Raw genomic sequence first — 20,621 nt, 5'->3', positions numbered from 1 at the left:
AGGGTCAGTCCCTCTGTGAAGCAACTCACAGAGGGACTGTCCCCCTTAATTTCTTTCTGGCTTGTTTGGCCCATCCTTTCACGGTATCTACAGTTACCCCTTCTTGTTCGGCAATTTCACTTAATTTCAACCCGTGCACATAACGACCGATGAACCATTTCATCTGTTTCGTTGTTAATACGGATGAGATGATATCTAGTAACTCGGACAGTTCTACTTCATCCATCTCACTTCCCCGATTATCTAATAGATCATGCTTTTTCCCGAGCGTCTTCCCTACATAGTGATTACCAGATGACCCGGTTATCTCTGCATCCGCCATCAACTTCTCTTTCAATCGCTGTTCCCGCTGCTCTTTACGAATCATATCGATGAGACGATTACGAATCGTGAAGTTGAAGTACGTGGACATGGGACCTTTATTGGGGTCGAATTTCTTATACGCCGTCCATAACGCATAAATTCCTTCCACGTAAAATTCCCGATGTGGATCTCTTATCCCTAACTTGTGGATATGATAATGAATTCTTCTTTCGTTCTGTTGGAACACCTCCTCGAAGGTAAACTTCTTCTCTTCGTTCCTTGCCACCTCCTTTCTTTTCCATCTAAATCATAGACAAATGGAAATAAACGTGCAGAAACACAATTTAACGTTTGGCCAACCAAAATTCCATTTTCCTCTAAGGAAAACAAAAAAAACCTGGAGAAATGTAACGTTTCTCCAGAGGAACTTGAAGTTTGGTAGAAATTTTGACTAGTACCTTGCATTTATCAAAAGTTTTTCTCAAGCTTTATATTTTCTACAATTTAAAAATATGGCGAATGAAGTTGAAACTATTAAATTAAATAGGGAATTGTCTTTTGCATAATAGATTTAGCTTATTTTATTTAATTATTTATTCAACTTCCCCAAAATACGGCGTCGACGCCGTAGCGAGACATTCATTCTCTTAAGATAATAGCCTTGAGAGGATGAATTGCATGAAAGAAATTGAAGAAGTATTCGGTCGTATTCTTGGAAGTACTATCCGAGCAGCTAGAGAAAAGGCAGGATTTTCTATATTAAAATTAGCTTTAATTGCTGGTATAGATAGGAGCACGTTAGAGAGAATTGAACGTGGTGAATCTATTCCCTCAAGCTTTACATTATATAAAATTAGGAGAATTGTTCCCTTCGATCTAACTGCAATTTTCGATAAGGTTGAAAAAGAAACACATCATCTAGACTTAGACCAAAAATAATATATTCTCACTTTCTCTCAGAATGAATACCTCCTAATACTACGCGCGAGCAAATTCCTCTGCAATTCCATCCACGAAAATACTACAAAGGAGAATATAACGATGAAGGAAATTCTATCATCCTACCAAGTTAACAATCACACCCTTGCATTACTCCCAGCAAAACATACCGATTACTACACAATTGTGTACGAGCAAGACCGAACGCTCTATATCACCCAGACTCCACTTGAAATCATCAAATTCAGTTGCCTCTATTATTTTTCATCTTATGAAGGTCGGAGAGAGGCTGTCGTTCACGAATTTGGTTACAAACGTAAGGTCCCCATTTCAATCGATCCGAAGCAAAACTTATTCACCTTCCCGACATACTCCCCTGAAAATTATAACTGTGCCTGGATTTTTTACCACCATATTAGAAATATAAAAACTGCTACAACTAATCCCATGAGGAAATCAATTATTACATTTATAAATGAAAAAGAAGTGGAAGTTGACGTCTCTACTTTTGTGTTAGAAAAACAGATGAGCCGTACAGCAATTTGTGTGAGGAGATTTGGGAAGATGATTGGGTGAGGTTTGGGAGTGGGGGGGTTTGGGGTTAATAATTAGCGGGAGTACTGCACTGACACTTTGAAAGGTAATGAACTTGAAGAGGTCTTAAGCACACAGGAAACGCAGCTGGAAATCCGCAAGTTTTAATGTAAAAAATAAATCTGTACTCAAAAATAAAGTATTTAGTATATTTGATTTTTCTTCTTAACCATAATTTTGTAAAATTCCCTAAACTAGAAAACGAATTTAAATTTTATTATATACTAGAAATGGGACATGGTATCCATGAACTGCTACCCTAAAAATAGACAGTATAAAAAAGGGACACTTATGCAGCTAGTAAATGATTCCGGTATTGTACCGGAGTCATTTTCTTTAACCCCCATTGATATCGTCGGTTATTGTATTCATCAATATAAGAATCCACAACTTGTTTTAATTCATTAAAATTCTTACAATGCTTATACTCTACTTCATCTTTAAAGTGTCCAAAAAATGATTCCATAGGGGCATTATCCCAACAATTTCCCTTGCGTGACATGGATTGTGTTAACTTCAATTCTTTCGCTTTCTTTTGAAACTCTGGATTTGTGTAGTGGACCCCCTGATCTGAATGTAAGATAGTATTTGGTTGGATAATACCGCTATTTAGAGCTAGGTGTTCTAGTGTTTTATAAACAATACTCATTTCTAGATTAGTAGATAAATAGTGTGCAATAATTTCCTTTGTACACCCGTCTTTAACACATGATAAGTATGCTTTTTGCCCATTTTCATAATATAAATAAGTTATATCTGTCAATAGTACTTTATTTGGTTCTTCTTGATCAAATTGGCGATTTAATAGGTTTGGTAATGTGCGATGCTCTTGTGTTGCTTTTATCATTTTTTTATAAGGATTCGCTCTTCTCACTTTTGTTACTAGATTATACTTACGCATTAACCTTCTTATCTTTTTATGGTTCATACAGATACAATAATCATTTTCCATGATCATTTTTATTTGTAATACGCCTGTTTTTTGATTTTTTTGGTGAAAGATGTATGAAATTAATTCCGTATATAATTCATCTTCTTTTTCTCGTGAATCTCGGAGTTCTTTCGCATCCAACCAAGCATAATAACCACTTCTGCATACACCTGCAAGTTCACATAAATAAGTACATACACGCTTTAAATTATTACGTTGAATGGTTTCATGGATTAGTTGATATCTTTCGCCTGGTGTTAGTTTCGTTTCTTTTTCATCGCCATCCTTTCCATCTCTTCTAGCTTTTTTAAAAATTCATTTTCCATTTCTAAGAACTTTATCTTTGCTTCAGCCTTTTTAAGCTGTTCTTCAATAGAAAGTTCTTTAGAATTTTTACTAGATTCCTTCCTGCCTCTATAGTTGGTTAACAATCCTAGTTCACCTGACTTATCATAAATCTCTCGCCAAGTGTATAACCTTTTCCTGGGTATATCTTTTCCAAGAATATCAAGGTCGAAACCATTCTCTAAAAATATTAAAGTAGGGGCTTTCCCTTCCAGATTATCTTTAACAGCCCTTACCTTAAACTCAGGGAGATAGGTTATTTGATTCTTTTTCACATCAACTATATTAGGGTTTTGCTTTAGTTGTTTAATTTCATTTTCTGAGTAATGTTTTTTAGCCACTATAAAATCCTCCGCTCATCTAGTTATTTTTAATTATAAACGGATTTTCACTTTATAGGTATAGGAAAACCCGAATAATGTCCTTTTTTACTTTTGTCCATTATTCGGGTGGTAGTTCACCATCTCCATGTCCCTTCAATTCACTATAATTATAAAAGATCAAATTTCTACTGGAACCTTATCGATGTCGCTTCTTTTTAATTGTACTTCTTTAGCTTTATCACCTACAGTGACAAAGTCAACATTATATTGGTCTATAATATCGTTTATGTTATCTAATACTGCTCTAAATTCATTAAAGTTAACATCAGCATAATTTTTTAAAATATACTTAGAGAATATTTCTTTCCCATAATATTTTGTAACATCATACTTAGCTGCTTTTGTAAATGTCTTACCTTCAATTCTTTCTAGAAGAGTACTTTCATCAAATAAATCTTCTATTTCACATTCAGACTTTTCTCCAATCAGTGGTACAGTTAACAGGTATAGATTTTCAGTAAGATTTACCTTGAACTCAGTTTTTAAAGCTTCAATTTTTTCATCACCTATTTTCGCAACCTTTCTACAAAAATGCGATATCGGTTTTTCGTTATTGTTTAGCTCATTATCAAACAATAATATAACTGGATTCTTTGGTAATGAATTATTTAAACTTTTAAAGTACTTTAGATAATTTGGAGCCTTTTTATTATTTCTATTGCTGAAAAAGTCATATATATTAGTAAGTGCAGATGCTCCATCCATGTTTATGTTTAAAAAGTGCTTTAACCTTTTTGTTCTCTTTAAAAAAGAGATATTGTACTTAAATGTGCCATCATTATTTTTAGTTATTAATTTAGGATATTCATCGTAAAGATTTTTTAAGGCCGCTTTTAGATACAGTATATCTGTTTTACCTTCCGTAACAATTACCGGCTTAGGGTTATAATAGAAGGTTTTGTAAAATAGAAATTTTTGATATTGATATTCCCTAGAACTTAAATTATGGAAATCATGTTTCTGATTATCTAATTCATTGTTATACCTAGTTAATTGATTTATAAAAGCAAATCTACCTTCTAATTGATTAATTGTACCTGATTCACCACTTATTTCGAAGCTTCCAGTTTTGTAAAGTTGATGTGCCATAGCTCTAGTTTCTTTGTAGTAATCTCTATTTACATTTAGTTTCTTATTAACAACAATTCCAGTTACAACCTGGCGCGATTCTTTATATTGTATTCTATTTTTATTTTCGTTAATTTTGAACCCTGAGCGATTTATTTCTTCTGATAAATCCTTATAAAAATTAAATTGGTTATCCAAAAATTTATTATCATTAGTTGAAAAAGTTAAATCATCAGCATAGCGTGTATACACTAGTTTATATTTTTTTGCAACTTTTAGTAATCTATTGTCTAATATCTGACATATTAAGTTAGATATTATTGGAGAACTAGGAGAACCTTGAGGGAGTTTCCCTTTAAAACATGATATTTGTGCAAGAACAGTTGCTACTTCTATGGGCAATTGAAAATTTCTATTCTTGTTAAAAAAACCTCTAACACGCCCAAAATGTATAGTTTCAAAAAAATCCTCTAAATCTATATTATATACTATCCTTTTATTTCTGTGCCTTCTCGCATTTGTAATAATACTTTTATGTTTTTCAAAAGCATGAGAAATTTGATTACCTTGAATGTTTTCTGTTTGGTTGTATAAGGAGTATGCTAGTTTTTTTGAATTTCTTTTAGTTCATCAACCGGTGCATTTATTTTACGTACGCCACCAGTTTTTTTGGGAATATCAAATGAGGTATATAAATTATCTATGCCTTTTTTATACAATAAATAACTAAGTTGTTTTCTAGGGACTTTAAGAAAGTCCGCAAGTTCGTTCCTGTTTTTTATTTCATTAAATTGCCTCATTTAACCCCTCCCTTTATTAATACGTGTGGCTACTCATTAGGCGAACATGATCAATATATCAACATTGCTCATACATGATAATACATGATAGTACGGAGAAGCTAATCTCCCAACCATTATTGCCAACACTCGCGAAACACAAGCGAAAAATCTAGCCACACGCTTATAAAATTATACATTATTTATATAGATACCGAAAGTAAGTTGTTCTAACTCTTCTCATTACTAATAGAGTTCAATATTATCCTTACTTTTTCAGAATCCGTACCACTTACCTCAGTACGATTCCAATAATCTACTAAAGTAATAAGAAATGATATACTTTTATTGAGGTGACAGATTTTGAAAATATTGTATTTTTGGTTCAATGAATATAAAAAAGTTAAGGATTTTGAAGCAAACTTTGGAAGTGAATACTTATTTGGATTTGAGTATAATAATCATACTATTTCAGTAGAAGATAATAAGGTTTATATTAAAGATTTTTTCAAAATAAAGAGCAAAGAATCGAAAAATCCAAAAGTAGATATTTCGGCTATTGTTGGTGAAAACGGCTCAGGTAAATCAACTATTCTTGAATTTTTATCAGAGATAATGAACAGCGAAAACAACGAAAACATAGATTCAGAGTATATATTAATTTATACCATTGATGAAAGGTTACACTTTTCTACTAACATAAATAAAAAAATAATATTTAGAAATAATTCTTCCAAATATATTATATTTTGTAATACCCCAATAAATTTGCATGGGCATTTAACTCTTATTTTTTCAAATGTGTTTGATGCTAAATCCATAGGAATGCATTCAGAAGAAGAAGGTATACATTATAGAAATATAACGACAAACTTTCTGATGAGTCAATTTTATGAATTATCTCAATTCCTAATAAGCGAGCTAGAAAAACAGGTGTACTTTGTACATGAGTATAAGGATCAACTTAATATTCAAAATTTAATGACCGTTCCCGATAAGATATTCATTAAAGCATCGCTGAATGAGAACTCTATCATATACACAGATGAATTAGAAGATGTAATGTATTTAATTAGAACAAAGAATTTTACTGATGACTTTTTTGATTACAAAAAATCAAATAAATTTTACAGTGATATGTTATCAAATTCACTAATTGCTTACTTTGCACAAATTGATAATTTATTTGAAAAAAATAATATTACATTAATTGGAACGTATTATAAAGATCTATTATATGGGTTTAGTAAAGAAAAACACAATAATATTTTTGATGCGGTCTATAGGCAATTAGAAGAAGAGTTGAGTGAGTATTATTATAATGATCTTCCTAATAAAACTATAGAATCTTTACTAGCTAGTTTGAAAGAATTAAAGGAAAGTTTCGAGTTATTTATTGATTACTTTATGAATATGAAATTTAATTCTTCAGACAACTCCCTATACATCTATACTTATTCGCTGGAGACAAAGGAATTTATTAGCCTATACAAGAATGCATTTGCAGGAATTGATTGTCTAGAATTTACTTGGTCCGATATGAGTAGTGGTGAATATGGAATGCTGAGTCTTTTTAGTAGATTTCATTCTATCTTAGAAGCTTTAAAAAGGGATGAAGAGATATTATCCAAAGACGAATATTTTAGCAAGAATAAACTTCCATTTATTATTGAAGAAGGAAAACTGAAATATGAAAACGTTAGTGTAAGCTTTCCAACCTCATTTTTGCTTCTAATTGATGAAGGAGATTTATATTTTCATCCACAATGGCAAAAGGATTGGTTAAATTATTTTATTAAACTTGTAAATTTATTATTTGAGGGAGAAGTTCAGATTATATTAACTACCCACTCACCATTTGTATTATCAGACTTTCCTAACACTAATGTAGTATTTCTAAAAAGAGATAATAATTCATCTTATCTGCCCGATTCTATTGAAGGTAGTCCAAAAACATTTGCTTCAAATATAATAGAGCTTTTTTCTAATTCCTTTTTTATTAATGATGGTTTGATAGGTAGTTTTGCGAAAGAAAAGGTTAATAACTTTATACAAAGTCTTTTGCAACTATCACCAGAAGATGTTTACAATAATCAAGACGAATTAAAGAAATTTATAGATTTAATCGGTGAACCATTAATCCGTAATAAAATACTGCAGATTTACCATGGCAAACTCGAACTTCATAATGAAAATCACAAAGATCTTGGTAAAAGAATACAAGTATTAGAACGAGAGTTAGAAAACCTTAAAAATATAAGGAGAAACATTACGAATGATTGACTTAAAACTTAATAAAACTATTTTAGAAAAGCACAGGGACTTTATATTTGGTGAAAACAAAAAAAAATCCAACCGCCTCTATAAAAGTTTAGAGCGGGCTGTTAAAGAAGCACGAAGTGAGAAAGTTAAAAAAATCCTTAAATACTTATTTGATAACCTAGAATTAATTATTGTAGGAAATATTTCTAAATTAGATAAAATAAAAGTTGAATTTGAAAATCAATTAGAAGGTTTACCTACAAAAAAGAAGAAAAGTAGACAGAAAAAGGAACTTTACAAACACTTAGAGATTTTCACTCAAGAATACAAGTATTTCTATTACTTTAAAGATTGGAATGCCTATGAGTTTCAAAAAGAATTAGGGATTACAGTTTGTCCATATTGTAATTCTCAGTTTATCTTTATTTATGAATCCAAAAAAGGGAGAACCCGAGCCGTGTTAGATCATTTTTATGATAAAGGCAGATTTCCTTTTTTGGCCATATCTATATACAATTTAGTTCCATGTTGCAAGGTTTGTAATTCCGATTTTAAAGGAAAAAAAGAAACTAGTATACATACTCATTATAGTCCTTATGAAAAAAGAGTGTCTGAACATATACGCTTCAGGAAAGAGTTAGTAGAAAAATCTAGTGAAGTCAAGTTCCCTATAGGGGTTGAACTTGATGAAGAAATTGATTATGTCTCAGTAATTATTGGTTACCAAAATAGTTACAACATTAAACTGGAACCTGTAAATACTACAGAAAAATTAGCTAAAAAGATAGAGGCAAACATAAAAATGTTTCATTTAGAAGAAATATATAATACTTACCATAAACAACATGTGCAAAATATAATTTTAAAATCATATATCTATAATTATGCTTATAGACAACAATTAAAAAATACGTATAAAGTGTTTTTTAATAACTCCCATGAGTTACGAAATGCTTTAATACCTAGAGTTGAAGAAGATAAAAAAACTATCTTAGGTAAACTAACAAGAGAAATAATTGAAGATGAAACAAAAGATTTTATGCTTTAACTTATAGGCCAGATAGAAACTAAATGCATTGGAAGGGACATGGTACCTATTCCCATGTCTCCTCATAGGATAAAAAACTATACTAGATTTCCTTAAATCACGTTTCGTGTGTATAAATTACTTTCGCATTTTTTGAAATTTAGGGGAAATGGCATTATGAAAACGCTCCAACAAGTGATGGCTGACACTAGTGTTCCTTTGTATCAAATAGTGGTACATGGGCCTGTCCCCATGTACCACTATTTTTATTAATCGAAGATGAAGAGTGTTGACCTATCATTTTCAAGATTTACATCGAACGTTTGAAGTAGATCCTCGGCACTAAACCTAAACTCTACTAAATCTACAGCATTAAGTATGTGGTTTGTTAAACCATCTTTTGCATTTCTGTTATTACTATTAGGTTGAAGGTTATATCTTCTATTAAGACTAGCAGCAAATAAGTCTGCTATTTGCAACAGGTCGAATCTATCTGAAGGTAAGGAAGCAAAGCTATTTAACTTAAAATCTTCGTCATGTTGGATTTTAAGCATATCAGATAAATCTTGCTGTATCTGGATTAGTTGATATCTGCTTTCTCCTTCATCATCTTTCGTGTAACTTATCTGTTTAGGTGGTGAAATACGCCCAGTAGATTTTTCATGTTCAATTCCGGTTCGTACCAACTGAGTGTATAAGTTTTTAATAATGTCTGACACTGACATTCTGTCCAGTTTTTGTTTATTAACAGTAACCGCTTTAAAACTGACCATCTCAGAATTTCCCATAAAGGTATCAAAGAAGTTGATGTAATGATGTAAATCTTTTCCTCTATTATCCACTTCTTTGAAATGAAACTCTTTAGGGAAATTCTCAAGATTCTTATTTGCAGTTCTCCATTCCTTTAAGTTATTAAAAACATCTGCATGCGCCCTTTCGTTTAATATCCATATACTAGCAACAATTACATACTTATCTTGTTTTCCTGTTTCATCGGCATATATAAATATGATAGGCATCTCGGGTTTATTAGCTATTTGCTTTTCGCGCTCTAGTTCATCCAGGTTTCTTCTCCATTTACGAACAGGTTTATCTGCTTGATAAAGTTTATATTCATTTTGAATTTTTTGTCGAGATCTAGTTATCGATGTAAGCCTTTCATACTCGAATAGTTTGTCGGTGCTCACTGAGTTCCCTGTAAATCCTTCAAAGGTTCTCCAATACTGCACTTGAAGAGCTATATCAGAGTTTCTTGTTTCAGGAAATTTATTTAGGATATAAGCAACTTTTCTAATTAATGTGTCAGTATTACCATTTGCTACGGCAATTTGTAAAGCTTGTCTACGTTCTCTACGTTTTTTTTCTTTTTCTGGGTCAAATTCTTGTTCAAATTCAGTGGATTCTTCGCTTTCTTGTAATATTTCTTGAATTATTTCAGCATCTATCTCGTCCAGTATTTCCTTATTTTTCTCCTCGCTCATAAAATCATCCTCCCTTTAGTTTCCCCATATCTTTTGTTGAGTTAATAAAAAAAACTAAAAATTCTTGATACTAATAATTCTACCACAATCGATTTAAATGGTTCACACTAGCAATAATTTCAGTAACACAATAAGCACGAGAACCTTCCACATGTTCACACTGGCGCTACAGTTTTTTCACTCCCGGTAGAATACAAACTCGAAAAAATAGTGAAGCAAAAACAAGAAGGCATTAAAAGCAGATTACTCTACTCATAATGCCTTCTTCTAAAACCTCATGACTTAGCACGACAACTGTTCTTGTAACATTGTGGTCTGACACCAATACCTTCGGGGTGTTTTAAATATTGCTCTTTTTCAACAATTTCCAGTTGATAATTAATACTCATCTTGAGATCACCATTCCATACTCTATTCTTCAATAGAAGATAACAAATGATTTACAAATTAAGCAAGACCTCAAATCATACATTTTCTTACTTCTTTTACTCGTAAAAACAATTCCTTCTATTGTTCATCAAGATAATAATTCATTTCACTATAGCACTTAGGACATTGACCTTTTAAATGAATTTTGGCTTTTCTTTTATTCTCAGGAACAAGGCTTAAAAGTGTAATAACTATTCCTGGTAATGAGAAAAATGCTATATACAGTGAAATACTATTTATAAGGTCGGGATGTTTAAAATCACTATATATTGCCCCATAAATAACAACTCCCAAAATTCCTACAATGAGTAGCGTTACAATAATATACACGATATAAAATAGTTTTTTTATAGTTTTCATCGTCTTCCCTCCATCGAGTATATTCGACAAAAATAGGGATTTCTCCTGCTATATAATAGTGAATTGCTTAGGTAGTAGCTTATATTACGACTTAAAAGAAGTGTACTGGTATTTTCCAAAATTCACCTCCAAATATTGCAATCAAAGTAATATATTCTGCAAATAAAAAAGCACGAGGACTGTAAAACCTAAAGATTCAGTCTCCAACGTGCAAATAATATATTTCTATTTTCCTAGACTCTTTACAAATAATGTCTCTGTACACTCATCTTGTAATTTTTTGGGTAGAGTTTGGTTTCCAATTAAAATTGTAATGGGACATGGTGTCTCCCATGTCCCTTATACTACTCCCCCTCCCCTTCTCCCCAACCAAAACCCTCACAGCCTCCTCCACCGTCATCCTAAAAAACTCCCGATTCTCAGAAACCCGAAGTCCTCTCTCCACTAGCTTCTGATGGATTATTTCCTCGGCTTTCTTACAGTCATCAAATTTTTCTTTATAAACTAAGATAAACTTGGTTGGTACACCAGCGTGTTTGGAAAGTTCGTTTGCTCTTAGTTTAGGATCTCTCGTCGAATATCCTATTTTCACCAGTGAAGGCATGGATGGGTTATATAAAACATAGACCCATCCTACCTTCCCATCCTCAGGCTGCACTTTATCTGTAACTTCATCACCGCTTCCTTTAGTATCAGTCCCAATCTTCTCTGCTACGATTTCATCAGCCATACTAGTTAGTTCTCCTCCCTTCATAATTTATGGTGGGGACAGTCCCCATTACAACTGCCCCCCTCATACTTTTCTATTACTTTCTCGACTGTTAACTATAAATTTAATTCTTCATTCACTCTATCCAAATTAGCTTTTCCATCACAACGATCAAGCTTGGAATCATCGACCTTAGCCAACCGCTTCATCCGGTATGCTGACGGAAGGTTTCCTCTTGTTCGATGTTCAATATAACCACTTGCCACAAGCGTAGCTCTCGCTCGTTTAAAACTACTACTACTTAATCCAGCCTTTAAACGTAGCGCTGGACCTGTTACTGTAAATTCTTCTTTCCACCCTGCCTTCTTATTAATATGTAGAAGTGCATACCAAAGGGCGATTGCTGAAGCTGGGATTGGGTTTTGCTCGATGACATCATACAATGCATCACTCTCCATTTCCTTTCTCAAAAGATCACCTCCATTTCAGTCATGTTTAAACAATTTTCCTCCTTTCATTTATATAATCGAACGTACCTGGGAAAAAGGGGCATACCATAACATGAATTTTTCACTTCAATGGTATGTTTAATCGTTTCTAATTAATGATGTGGGTTGTAATCAGGACATAGGTGAGGGGTATAAAAGTGGACAGGGAGCAATTGATTAACTTTCTAAAACAAATGCAATTGACTTTGCTGAAGATAACATTCGAGTAAATGCTGTTGCTCCAGGTTGGATTAATACACCATTGGTAGGTGGATTAGATGAAGAATTTAAGAATGATATCATTAAGAGAACTCCACAAAGCCGTTTAGGTGAACTAGTAGAAATTGCTGAAGCCGGAATTAGAACCCATAGCTATTAAATAAAGTTGCATTGTTCATATCTTGTAGTGGGGGGCTGGCCCCAGCATCCCTGTCCCCCTTCTCCTGTCATTTTATCTCTATTAATCTAGTATAATTGCCATCTATACTGGGAATAATACCAATAATAAAAAAGTGAGAGGAGCTTCAATTTTATGTATAGAATATCGATTGCGCCCTTAGAAAATATTGTTGAAGTAGCAAAGGAGAATTCAAAAGGCATTGGAGAAAATTTAGACTTTTTCACTAATATTTATGAAGCCGGAATGAAAAATGTTTTAAGACAAATAGCTTATAGAACATTACTTAATTGTGAAATAGATGGATCTTTCAACACGGAAACAAAAGAGTATAAAGAGGTAGAGAAAGAAGTTTACCTTAATTTCAATCTGATTCAAGAACAGATGCAAAACAATAATAATCTTTCGTTACTTTCTGACCTTGAAGCAGGTTTTAATTCACTAGAGGGCATTAGCAGTCAAGAACATTTTATCCAAGGATTTATTGAAGGATATAAATTTACAAAGGAATTTTAGAAATTTGCTTAACTATTAACATATATCTTATGACCAATTAGCTCGAACTCCTGACGATTTCATCTTTGAAAAAGTCAAATTTAGTGGTAAAGTAATTCAAGTTATGGAAGGTGACGGATACACTCAAATAAGATTTGCCGTCAATGATAACTATGATACAGTTATTTTTGCAGAATTTGATGCATCTATTGTTGAATCTAGAATTTTAGAAGATGACTATATCACTATCATGGGAGTTTCAGCAGGCTTAATGACTTATGAATCTACTATGGGTGGAAATATAACAATTCCGAGTGTAATTATTGATAAAATTGAGCAATAATAAGTGCTCTATTCCTTTTTCACAACTAGAATTTTCAAACAGCGAATTATGATAAATAAGACTAAATTCTTACACATATATAGGTTAGGTAGTACTATCTTTATGTATTGCAAAATGTGCAGAACTTAGCATAAGAATGAATGCTATGTGCTGCACTTTTTGCATTTCCTTGCGTCCTTTTATTCTGATTGTGTCTGTTCAATCAATACAAAAAAAGCACAATAGCAACTAGCCAATCTGCATAGCCACCATCATGCTTTATCCAATCTTTCTACCTAAATCCCTACCTCACAAACTCCAACTGCATCTTCAATAAATGAAATCTAAATACTAGAGCTCCCAAATTATGTTACTAGTCTATTGAAATAAGTTTATAATCTGTCTACTTAATAGAATAAATCATATACTATTTTTCTTTCTTATTATCCTACCAACCACTAAATAAAAACATATCCCAACAATTGCACCGGCACTATCAATTACTATATCCTTAATTTGAGCACCTCTCCCTGGAACAAAAAGCTGGTGAATTTCATCGGAGATAGCATACAAAACACAAAATATTATACTAAATACTAATGCCTTAACCTTATGTAAACCTATACAATTAAATAGATTAATAGTTAAGATACCTAGAATTAAATAGATAAAAAAGTGAGCATTCTTTCGAATAATATGATCCGTGATTACACTGCCTATGTTTGGGATTGATTCATCTAAATTTTCAACTATAGTACTTGTTATACCAGCACTCAGTTCACTTGATACAATTGCTGGCTGACTAGAAAAGTGAAAGATTAACATCATCCATAAAGTAACTACTAAAACCGAAACAACTTTATACATAAGAAAATATCCTTCTCTAAATTTTTGTATCCAATTATTTAAAGTACTATATAATTTAAGTAGTTTATTACTTAAGCAAAATGAGAAGCAAGGAGGACAGTTCCTGTACCCCTTGCTAAAATAAATGGCCTTTTCAGTATCTAAGCATCACTACCTCAACACTTTCATAAGGTAACTTAATTTATATAAAATTATAAAAGTGTAATTAGACTAACTCCATAACAGCTTCCTTTAGAAGTACTAATACCTGCTTACTCTCATCAGCACTTCCTTCTCTCACCCCAAAATAAAACTTAATCTTCGGCTCCGTCCCAGAAGGTCTCAAACAAACCCAAGCCCCATCTTCAAGCTTAAACTTCAACACATTAGACTTCGGCAACTCAATCACTTCAACAGAACCATCTTCAACAATAGTTCGCTCTCCAACCTTATAATCCTCAACAACCAACACTTTCTTCCCAGCAATCTCCGAAGGTGGATTCACACGAAACGCATCCATGATCTCACTAATCTTCTCCACTCCATCTTTCCCCTTAAGTGTCAAAGATTCCAAAGCTTCCTGATAATAACCAAATTCCTTATAAATCTCATCCAAAGCATCAAACAATGTCATATTCTTCGCCTTATAATATGCCGCAACTTCAGCAATCATCAGACAAGCCTGCACAGCATCCTTATCTCGAACAAAATCACTGACTAGACAGCCGTAACTTTCTTCATAACCGAATAGGAAGCTCTTCTCTCCACTTGCTTCAAACTCACGAATCTTCTCTCCAATAAACTTAAATCCAGTTAACGTATCAATTGTCTCCACGTCATAAGCACTAGCAATGTCTCGTCCCATCTCAGAAGTAACAATCGTCTTCAGCATCACAGCATTCTCTGGAATTAACCCTTTCTTTTTCTTCTCGGTAATTAAATAATGCAGCAACAACGCACCTGTCTGATTACCAGATAACACCTGATACTCGCCATCCTTATCAAGCGCAGCTACACCAACACGATCCGCATCGGGGTCAGTCCCCAATAAAATATCCGCATTACTCTTCTTCCCATACTCTATCGCCAATTCGAATGCAGCATGCTCTTCAGGATTCGGAGACTTCACTGTCGAGAAGTTAGGATCTGGCATCTCTTGTTCTTTAACAACCTCAACTCGATTAAAACCAATCGCATGAAGTCCCTCACGAACAAAAGTATTCCCTGTTCCATGTAATGGCGTATAAACAATTCCAAGGTCATCAGACACAGAATCAATAATATCCTTATTAATAACAATTGATTCTAATTGCTTCAAATACGCTCTATCTACCGTATCACCAATAATCGATAGTAATCCAGCTTCCTTCAATTCTGTTTCATCCACAACCTCTACAGATAATTCATCCTCTACTTCATTCACACGCTTGATTATCTCTTCTGCAATCGCAGGTGGATATTGTGCCCCATCTTCTCCATAAACTTTATACCCATTATATTCAGGAGGATTATGACTAGCCGTAATAACAATCCCACTAAATGCATGTAAATATCGCACCGCGAAGGACAATTCCGGAGTTGGACGAAGTGATTCAAATACATAGGTTTGAATACCATGTTTCCCTAATGTCTTTGCAGCTTCCATTGCAAATTCAGGTGATTTATGACGACAATCATAAGCAATTACTACACCACGACTCTTCGCCACATCACCATGTTCTTCTATGTATCGAGCTAATCCTTCCGAAGCCTTTCTAATCGTATAGATATTCATTCGATTTGTACCAGGTCCGATTTCTCCACGGATACCACCTGTACCAAACTCCAGATTCTTATAAAAACAATCTTCTAGTAATTTCTCATCACTAACAATTTCATCTAATTGTCCTTTTAATTCTAAGTCCAAATTAGAATACTCATTCCATTTATTAAAACTCTCTCTCCAAGTCATTTTCATCCTCCTATAAAAATACCCACTAAGCACTACTACTCAATGGGCAATTTTTCCTATAATTGAAGCAAAATAAAAAACTTACTATTAAATTACAATCTCCACAAAGTAACTGCTTCCGGACACTCATCCTTATCCAACTTACTTTTCACATCCATCACAATACCCTTACCACCCTTTAATAGATGGTCAAACATGCCCCATGCTTCTTCTAGATAATCAGCATGTGGTACTGCAAATACTACAGCATCAGCTGGATTTAATTCTTTATAGGAAATTAAATCAACGCCATACTCATCGTAAGCTTCAATAGGATCTGCATATGCATCAGTAATCTGAACATTCACACCATACTCTTTTAATTCTTCCACGATATCAATTACGCGTGTATTACGTATATCTGGTACATTTTCTTTAAATGTAAATCCAAGAACTGTAACTGCAGAACCATTAACTTGCAAATTATTCTGTATCATTTGCTTAACTAAAGAAGTCACAACAAAGTTACCAACATTATCGTTAGTCTTTCTTCCAGCTAAGATTACTTCTGGATGATGCCCAATTTGTTTGGCTTTATATGTTAGATAATAGGGATCTACACCAATACAGTGGCCTCCAACTAAACCTGGCGAGAACTTTAAGAAGTTCCACTTTGTACCCGCAGCTTCTAGTACTTCAGCTGTATCAATATTCAACTTTTCAAAGATTACAGCCAGCTCATTCATTAGAGCAATGTTTAGATCACGTTGTGTATTTTCAATTACTTTTGCAGCTTCTGCAACTTTAATAGAGCTAGCTTTATGAACTCCTGCTTCAACAACCGAACCATATACTTCAGCAACTGTTTCTAATAATTCTGGAGTTTGTCCAGAGACTACTTTAGTAATCTTTGTAAACGTATGCTCTTTATCTCCTGGGTTAATTCTTTCTGGTGAATATCCAACGAAGAAGTCTTTTCCACATTTTAATCCAGATGCTTTTTCAAGTGCAGGAACACATTCCTCTTCTGTTGTTCCTGGGTATACAGTTGATTCAAATACTACAATCGTACCTTTTGATATGTTTTGTCCAATTGTTTCGGATGCTTTAAGTAAAGGAATTAGATTAGGTTGTTTATTCTCTGTAATTGGTGTTGGTACCGCAACAATAATGAAGTCAGCTTTACTTAAATCTTTTGGATTGGAAGTGAATTCTAAATCAGAACTTTTAAGGTCTTCTGTTTCAACCTCATTTGTACGATCGAATCCTTGTTTTAATTCTTCAATTCTATTGTCATTTATATCAAAAGCTATTACTCTATGTTTTTTCCCAAAGGATACTGCCAATGGTAATCCAACGTATCCTAATCCAACTACTGCTATATTTTGTTCCATTTAGATTCACCTCTGATGTTATACTAGTAAACATATTTATATACTTATAATTTCCATTAATAAGGTTTGAAGATTATTAAAGCAATTAAAATAATTCTCTAACTTTCATATATATCTTTCTACCTTTCGTCAAATTAACCACCAAGCATTAGTACTTAATGGGTATTTTCTCCTAGGATTAAACCAAAATAAAAGAATTTTACTTTTTAATCCCTACTAAATACATCCCTAGTATAAACTTTATCTTTTACATCTATTAATTCTTCAGACATTCTATTAGCAACAATTACATCACTATTAGACTTAAACTCTTCAAAATCATGGATTACACGTGAACCAAAGAAAACATCGTCAGTTAGTGTAGGTTCATAAATTACTACTTCGACACCATTATCTTTTAGTTGACTCATAACATCTTGAATAGCTGACTGTCTAAAGTTATCAGAACCTGATTTCATAGTAAGTCTATAGATACCTACTACTTTAGGATTTCTCTTTAGGATCATAGTTGCTATATGTCCTTTTCTTGTATCATTCGAATCTACAATTGCTTTAATAATGTTATTTGGAACATCTGCATAGTTTGCTAATAGCTGCTTCGTATCCTTAGGTAGGCAGTAACCACCATAACCAAATGATGGGTTATTATAATGTCCACCAATACGTGGATCAAGACCAATACCTTCAATAATCTGTTGCGCATTTAGTCCTTTTAACTCTGCATAAGTATCTAACTCATTAAAGAAAGATACACGCATTGCTAAATAAGTGTTAGCAAATAGCTTAATCGCTTCCGCTTCTGTTGAATTCGTAAATAATACAGGAATATCTTCTTTAATTGCACCTTGTGCTAGTAGGTCAGCAAATACTTTCGCTCGTTCGGACTGTTCTCCTACGATAATACGAGATGGATATAAGTTATCATACAAAGCTCGTCCTTCTCTTAAAAATTCTGGTGAGAAGATAATGTTATCCGTATTAAATTTTTTTCTAACACTTTCTGTATAACCTACAGGAATTGTAGACTTAATAACAATAACTGCATTTGGATTAAATGCTAGTACATTTTCAATTACTGTTTCTACACTGCTTGTATCAAAATAATCTTTTTCAGGATCATAGTTTGTTGGTGTAGAGACAATTACATATTCTGCATCTTGAAATGCAAGTTTATTATCAGTAGTTGCTGTTAAGTTTAATTCTTTTGTTGCAAGATATTCTTCTATTTCTTTATCTTCTATTGGAGACTTTTTGTTGTTAATCAAGTCTACCTTTTCTTGAATGATATCTAATGCTACTACTTCATTATGCTGGGATAGTAGAACAGCGTTCGATAACCCAACATAACCTGTCCCCGCTATTGTTATTTTCATTATTAATCCTTCTTTCATTACGAGTTTATTACTTCACATTATAGTAATCGACATACCAATCTGCGAATTTCTGTAATCCTTCTTCGATTGAAGTTTTAGGTTTAAATCCTACTGCTTCTTGTAATCTTTCAGTGGAAGCATAGGTCGCTGGAACATCTCCAGGTTTAATTGGCTCAAATATTTTCTCGAATTCTACTTCTCTTCCTAAAGAATTGCTTAATGCTTTCTCTAATGTTGTAATAAACGTCATAAGTTTTACTGGACTGTTATTTCCAATGTTATATACCTTATGTGGCACTGAATCAGTTGGTGGATTACTAATTAATCTTTCTATTCCTTCTACGATGTCATCAATATATGTGAAATCACGGTAAAGATCATTTTCAAAATCACCATTATTGAAAATCTTTACTGGTTCACCAGTAAAGTATTTATTTGCAAATCCGAAATATGCCATGTCTGGTCTACCCATAGGGCCATATACAGTAAAGAAACGTAATCCAGTTGCTGGGATTTTATATAAATGGCTATATGTGTGAGCCATAAGTTCATTTGATTTTTTTGTTGCAGCATATAATGAAACAGGGTTGTCCACGAAGTCTGTTTCTTCAAATGGGACTTTTTTGTTTGCACCGTAGACTGAACTAGAGGATGCGTATAATAGATGGTCTACTGGATAATTTCTACAAGCTTCTAGGATATTAAAAAAACCATTAATATTACTTTGTATATACGCGTCTGGATTTTCAATGGAATAGCGGACGCCAGCTTGAGCTGCGAGATTAATTACAACATTTGGTTTAGTTTTAATAAATGAATCTAATATAAAATCTTTATCTGAGATATCTCCTTCTAAAAACAGAAAATTATCGTATTCTTTTAATTGTGCTAATCGATCATGTTTCAGCTTTACCTCATAATAATCATTTATATTGTCTATACCGATTACCTTATGGCCTTTCTTTAAAAGATCACTTGATAAATAAAATCCAATAAATCCTGCAGACCCGGTAATTAAATATGTTTTTTCTCCAATTGAAGTTATACTCATATTCATCCTCCATTACTTATAGATTAGAAAATATCTATTTTAGTTACTTAGTTACAAATGAAATATATTAATATGTTCACCTTGCCTGTCGAAAAAAAATACTTTTAAAATTTATACACAGTCAAGTGTATTTATTTAATGCACATAACTCCTAAAAGCATTAGAAAAATCTTTACATGTTTGTATCTCTAATACTATACTTTTCCAATAAATATTTTTCTTTCTCAAGTTGATCTAGATTTTTAGTATAATCTACATTATTTTTATTCTTTTCATAATAATCATTAACTGACTTTATAACTCGTGCAGGCACCCCCACTGCAACACTATTAGAAGGAATATCTTTAGTAACAACTGCTCCGACACCTATTATTACATTATCCCCAATCGTAACATTGGGCATTATTACAGAGTTAATCCCTATATGAACATTTGACCCTATTTTTATTTTTCCAAATATATCTGCATTTTCGAGCAAACCATTATTTCTTAATACCCATACGCCACCATCGTGTGTAATAAAATTTACTCCTTTAGTTATTCTTACATTATTCCCTATTTCTATTAAGTATGGCTCACTACCGAAGGAAACATTATCGTATACGGAACAACCATATCCCATTTTGACTCTGTTCATCTTCCTTATGGCTTCAGCCCTAACCGTGGGAGTTGAAAACTTTAATTTTAATTTGAAATATAAATCTTTAAGTTTCAA

21 protein-coding genes are annotated in these 20,621 nt (G+C 32.9%); 7 read left to right on the top strand and 14 right to left on the bottom strand.

Annotation, left to right across the window (positions count from 1 at the left end):
- Window positions 1-25: 25 nt before the first annotated feature.
- Window positions 26-589: a sigma-70 family RNA polymerase sigma factor gene (locus IEV35_RS03190; RefSeq protein ID WP_188383240.1), complete on the bottom strand. Its 564-nt coding sequence runs from the start codon at window positions 587-589 to the stop codon at window positions 26-28.
- Between the two features lie 392 nt (window positions 590-981).
- Here IEV35_RS03190 and IEV35_RS03185 point away from each other — a divergent pair, with 392 nt between their 5' ends.
- Entirely contained in the window at window positions 982-1,242 is a 261-nt protein-coding gene (locus IEV35_RS03185; RefSeq protein ID WP_188383239.1) for a helix-turn-helix domain-containing protein, read from the top strand.
- A gap of 102 nt (window positions 1,243-1,344) precedes the next feature.
- Complete coding sequence (locus IEV35_RS03180) at window positions 1,345-1,818, top strand: competence protein ComK (protein ID WP_188383238.1); 474 nt, start codon at window positions 1,345-1,347, stop codon at window positions 1,816-1,818.
- Between the two features lie 307 nt (window positions 1,819-2,125).
- Here the strand turns inward: IEV35_RS03180 and IEV35_RS03175 are convergent.
- The 3 genes from IEV35_RS03175 to IEV35_RS20065 form a co-directional block, all read right to left on the bottom strand.
- Window positions 2,126-3,453 (bottom strand): IS3 family transposase gene (locus IEV35_RS03175; protein ID WP_188383237.1). Its coding sequence is split into 2 segments (ribosomal slippage): window positions 2,126-3,084 and window positions 3,084-3,453, totalling 1,329 coding nucleotides; the frame shifts between segments, so codons are not numbered across the junction.
- Between the two features lie 159 nt (window positions 3,454-3,612).
- Complete coding sequence (locus tag IEV35_RS03170; RefSeq protein WP_229740629.1) at window positions 3,613-5,091, bottom strand: retron Ec67 family RNA-directed DNA polymerase/endonuclease; 1,479 nt, start codon at window positions 5,089-5,091, stop codon at window positions 3,613-3,615.
- Window positions 5,092-5,165: 74 nt separating this feature from the next.
- Complete coding sequence (locus tag IEV35_RS20065) at window positions 5,166-5,363, bottom strand: hypothetical protein (RefSeq protein WP_229740621.1); 198 nt, start codon at window positions 5,361-5,363, stop codon at window positions 5,166-5,168.
- A 342-nt stretch (window positions 5,364-5,705) separates the two neighbouring features.
- Between IEV35_RS20065 and IEV35_RS03165 the strand changes: the two genes are divergently transcribed.
- On the top strand, window positions 5,706-7,625 hold the full coding sequence (locus IEV35_RS03165; protein ID WP_188383236.1) for an AAA family ATPase: 1,920 nt from the start codon (window positions 5,706-5,708) through the stop codon (window positions 7,623-7,625).
- On the top strand, window positions 7,618-8,652 hold the full coding sequence (locus tag IEV35_RS03160; RefSeq protein ID WP_188383235.1) for a hypothetical protein: 1,035 nt from the start codon (window positions 7,618-7,620) through the stop codon (window positions 8,650-8,652). The genes IEV35_RS03165 and IEV35_RS03160 overlap by 8 nt, the downstream gene beginning before the upstream one ends.
- Before the next feature lie 248 nt (window positions 8,653-8,900).
- Here the strand turns inward: IEV35_RS03160 and IEV35_RS03155 are convergent, their stop codons facing one another.
- The 4 genes from IEV35_RS03155 to IEV35_RS03140 form a co-directional block, all read right to left on the bottom strand.
- Window positions 8,901-10,112, bottom strand: a complete 1,212-nt coding sequence (locus IEV35_RS03155; protein WP_188383234.1) for a DUF3800 domain-containing protein — start codon at window positions 10,110-10,112, stop codon at window positions 8,901-8,903.
- Window positions 10,113-10,619: 507 nt separating this feature from the next.
- Entirely contained in the window at window positions 10,620-10,901 is a 282-nt protein-coding gene (locus tag IEV35_RS03150; protein WP_188383233.1) for an Asp23/Gls24 family envelope stress response protein, read from the bottom strand.
- A gap of 265 nt (window positions 10,902-11,166) precedes the next feature.
- A complete protein-coding gene (locus tag IEV35_RS03145; RefSeq protein ID WP_188383232.1) occupies window positions 11,167-11,631 on the bottom strand; it encodes a GIY-YIG nuclease family protein in 465 nt (154 codons plus the stop codon).
- A gap of 95 nt (window positions 11,632-11,726) precedes the next feature.
- Complete coding sequence (locus IEV35_RS03140; protein WP_188383231.1) at window positions 11,727-12,080, bottom strand: hypothetical protein; 354 nt, start codon at window positions 12,078-12,080, stop codon at window positions 11,727-11,729.
- Window positions 12,081-12,297: 217 nt separating this feature from the next.
- Here IEV35_RS03140 and IEV35_RS20425 point away from each other — a divergent pair, with 217 nt between their 5' ends.
- The 3 genes from IEV35_RS20425 to IEV35_RS03125 all read left to right on the top strand — a co-directional run bounded on the left by IEV35_RS20425 (window position 12,298) and on the right by IEV35_RS03125 (window position 13,333).
- Entirely contained in the window at window positions 12,298-12,477 is a 180-nt protein-coding gene (locus IEV35_RS20425; RefSeq protein WP_188383266.1) for an SDR family oxidoreductase, read from the top strand.
- Window positions 12,478-12,630: 153 nt separating this feature from the next.
- On the top strand, window positions 12,631-13,011 hold the full coding sequence (locus IEV35_RS03130; protein WP_188383230.1) for a hypothetical protein: 381 nt from the start codon (window positions 12,631-12,633) through the stop codon (window positions 13,009-13,011).
- A gap of 103 nt (window positions 13,012-13,114) precedes the next feature.
- On the top strand, window positions 13,115-13,333 hold the full coding sequence (locus IEV35_RS03125; protein WP_308419762.1) for a hypothetical protein: 219 nt from the start codon (window positions 13,115-13,117) through the stop codon (window positions 13,331-13,333).
- Between the two features lie 399 nt (window positions 13,334-13,732).
- Here IEV35_RS03125 and IEV35_RS03120 read toward each other — a convergent pair whose 3' ends face one another.
- From IEV35_RS03120 to IEV35_RS20380, 6 genes are all read right to left on the bottom strand, one after another.
- The gene (locus IEV35_RS03120; RefSeq protein WP_188383229.1) at window positions 13,733-14,179 is read right to left on the bottom strand and encodes a VanZ family protein; all 447 of its coding nucleotides are present in this window, start codon (window positions 14,177-14,179) and stop codon (window positions 13,733-13,735) included.
- A 205-nt stretch (window positions 14,180-14,384) separates the two neighbouring features.
- Entirely contained in the window at window positions 14,385-16,109 is a 1,725-nt protein-coding gene (locus IEV35_RS03115) for a phospho-sugar mutase (RefSeq protein ID WP_188383228.1), read from the bottom strand.
- A 92-nt stretch (window positions 16,110-16,201) separates the two neighbouring features.
- Window positions 16,202-17,482, bottom strand: a complete 1,281-nt coding sequence (locus tag IEV35_RS03110; protein WP_188383227.1) for a nucleotide sugar dehydrogenase — start codon at window positions 17,480-17,482, stop codon at window positions 16,202-16,204.
- 206 nt (window positions 17,483-17,688) lie between these two features.
- Entirely contained in the window at window positions 17,689-18,855 is a 1,167-nt protein-coding gene (locus IEV35_RS03105; RefSeq protein WP_188383226.1) for a nucleotide sugar dehydrogenase, read from the bottom strand.
- Window positions 18,856-18,883: 28 nt separating this feature from the next.
- The gene (locus IEV35_RS03100; protein ID WP_308419761.1) at window positions 18,884-19,906 is read right to left on the bottom strand and encodes a GDP-mannose 4,6-dehydratase; all 1,023 of its coding nucleotides are present in this window, start codon (window positions 19,904-19,906) and stop codon (window positions 18,884-18,886) included.
- Between the two features lie 172 nt (window positions 19,907-20,078).
- A complete protein-coding gene (locus IEV35_RS20380) occupies window positions 20,079-20,621 on the bottom strand; it encodes an acyltransferase (protein WP_308419760.1) in 543 nt (180 codons plus the stop codon).

This window comes from Ornithinibacillus halotolerans, from assembly GCF_014637405.1.
Classification (GTDB): domain Bacteria; phylum Bacillota; class Bacilli; order Bacillales; family Amphibacillaceae; genus Ornithinibacillus; species Ornithinibacillus halotolerans.
The sequence above is the reverse complement of the archived record's forward strand: the minus strand, read 5'-3'. Positions and strand labels throughout refer to the sequence as shown.

Coding starts and splice junctions, on each gene's coding strand:
- IEV35_RS03185 (WP_188383239.1), top strand. CDS start 982: ATGAAAGAAATTGAAGAAGTATTCGGTCGTATTCTTGGAAGTACTATC.
- IEV35_RS03180 (WP_188383238.1), top strand. CDS start 1,345: ATGAAGGAAATTCTATCATCCTACCAAGTTAACAATCACACCCTTGCA.
- IEV35_RS20065 (WP_229740621.1), bottom strand. CDS start 5,363: ATGAGGCAATTTAATGAAATAAAAAACAGGAACGAACTTGCGGACTTT.
- IEV35_RS03160 (WP_188383235.1), top strand. CDS start 7,618: ATGATTGACTTAAAACTTAATAAAACTATTTTAGAAAAGCACAGGGAC.
- IEV35_RS03155 (WP_188383234.1), bottom strand. CDS start 10,112: ATGAGCGAGGAGAAAAATAAGGAAATACTGGACGAGATAGATGCTGAA.
- IEV35_RS03150 (WP_188383233.1), bottom strand. CDS start 10,901: ATGAAAACTATAAAAAAACTATTTTATATCGTGTATATTATTGTAACG.
- IEV35_RS03145 (WP_188383232.1), bottom strand. CDS start 11,631: ATGGCTGATGAAATCGTAGCAGAGAAGATTGGGACTGATACTAAAGGA.
- IEV35_RS03130 (WP_188383230.1), top strand. CDS start 12,631: ATGTATAGAATATCGATTGCGCCCTTAGAAAATATTGTTGAAGTAGCA.
- IEV35_RS03125 (WP_308419762.1), top strand. CDS start 13,115: ATGGAAGGTGACGGATACACTCAAATAAGATTTGCCGTCAATGATAAC.
- IEV35_RS03120 (WP_188383229.1), bottom strand. CDS start 14,179: ATGTATAAAGTTGTTTCGGTTTTAGTAGTTACTTTATGGATGATGTTA.
- IEV35_RS03115 (WP_188383228.1), bottom strand. CDS start 16,109: ATGACTTGGAGAGAGAGTTTTAATAAATGGAATGAGTATTCTAATTTG.
- IEV35_RS03110 (WP_188383227.1), bottom strand. CDS start 17,482: ATGGAACAAAATATAGCAGTAGTTGGATTAGGATACGTTGGATTACCA.
- IEV35_RS03105 (WP_188383226.1), bottom strand. CDS start 18,855: ATGAAAATAACAATAGCGGGGACAGGTTATGTTGGGTTATCGAACGCT.
- IEV35_RS03100 (WP_308419761.1), bottom strand. CDS start 19,906: ATGAGTATAACTTCAATTGGAGAAAAAACATATTTAATTACCGGGTCT.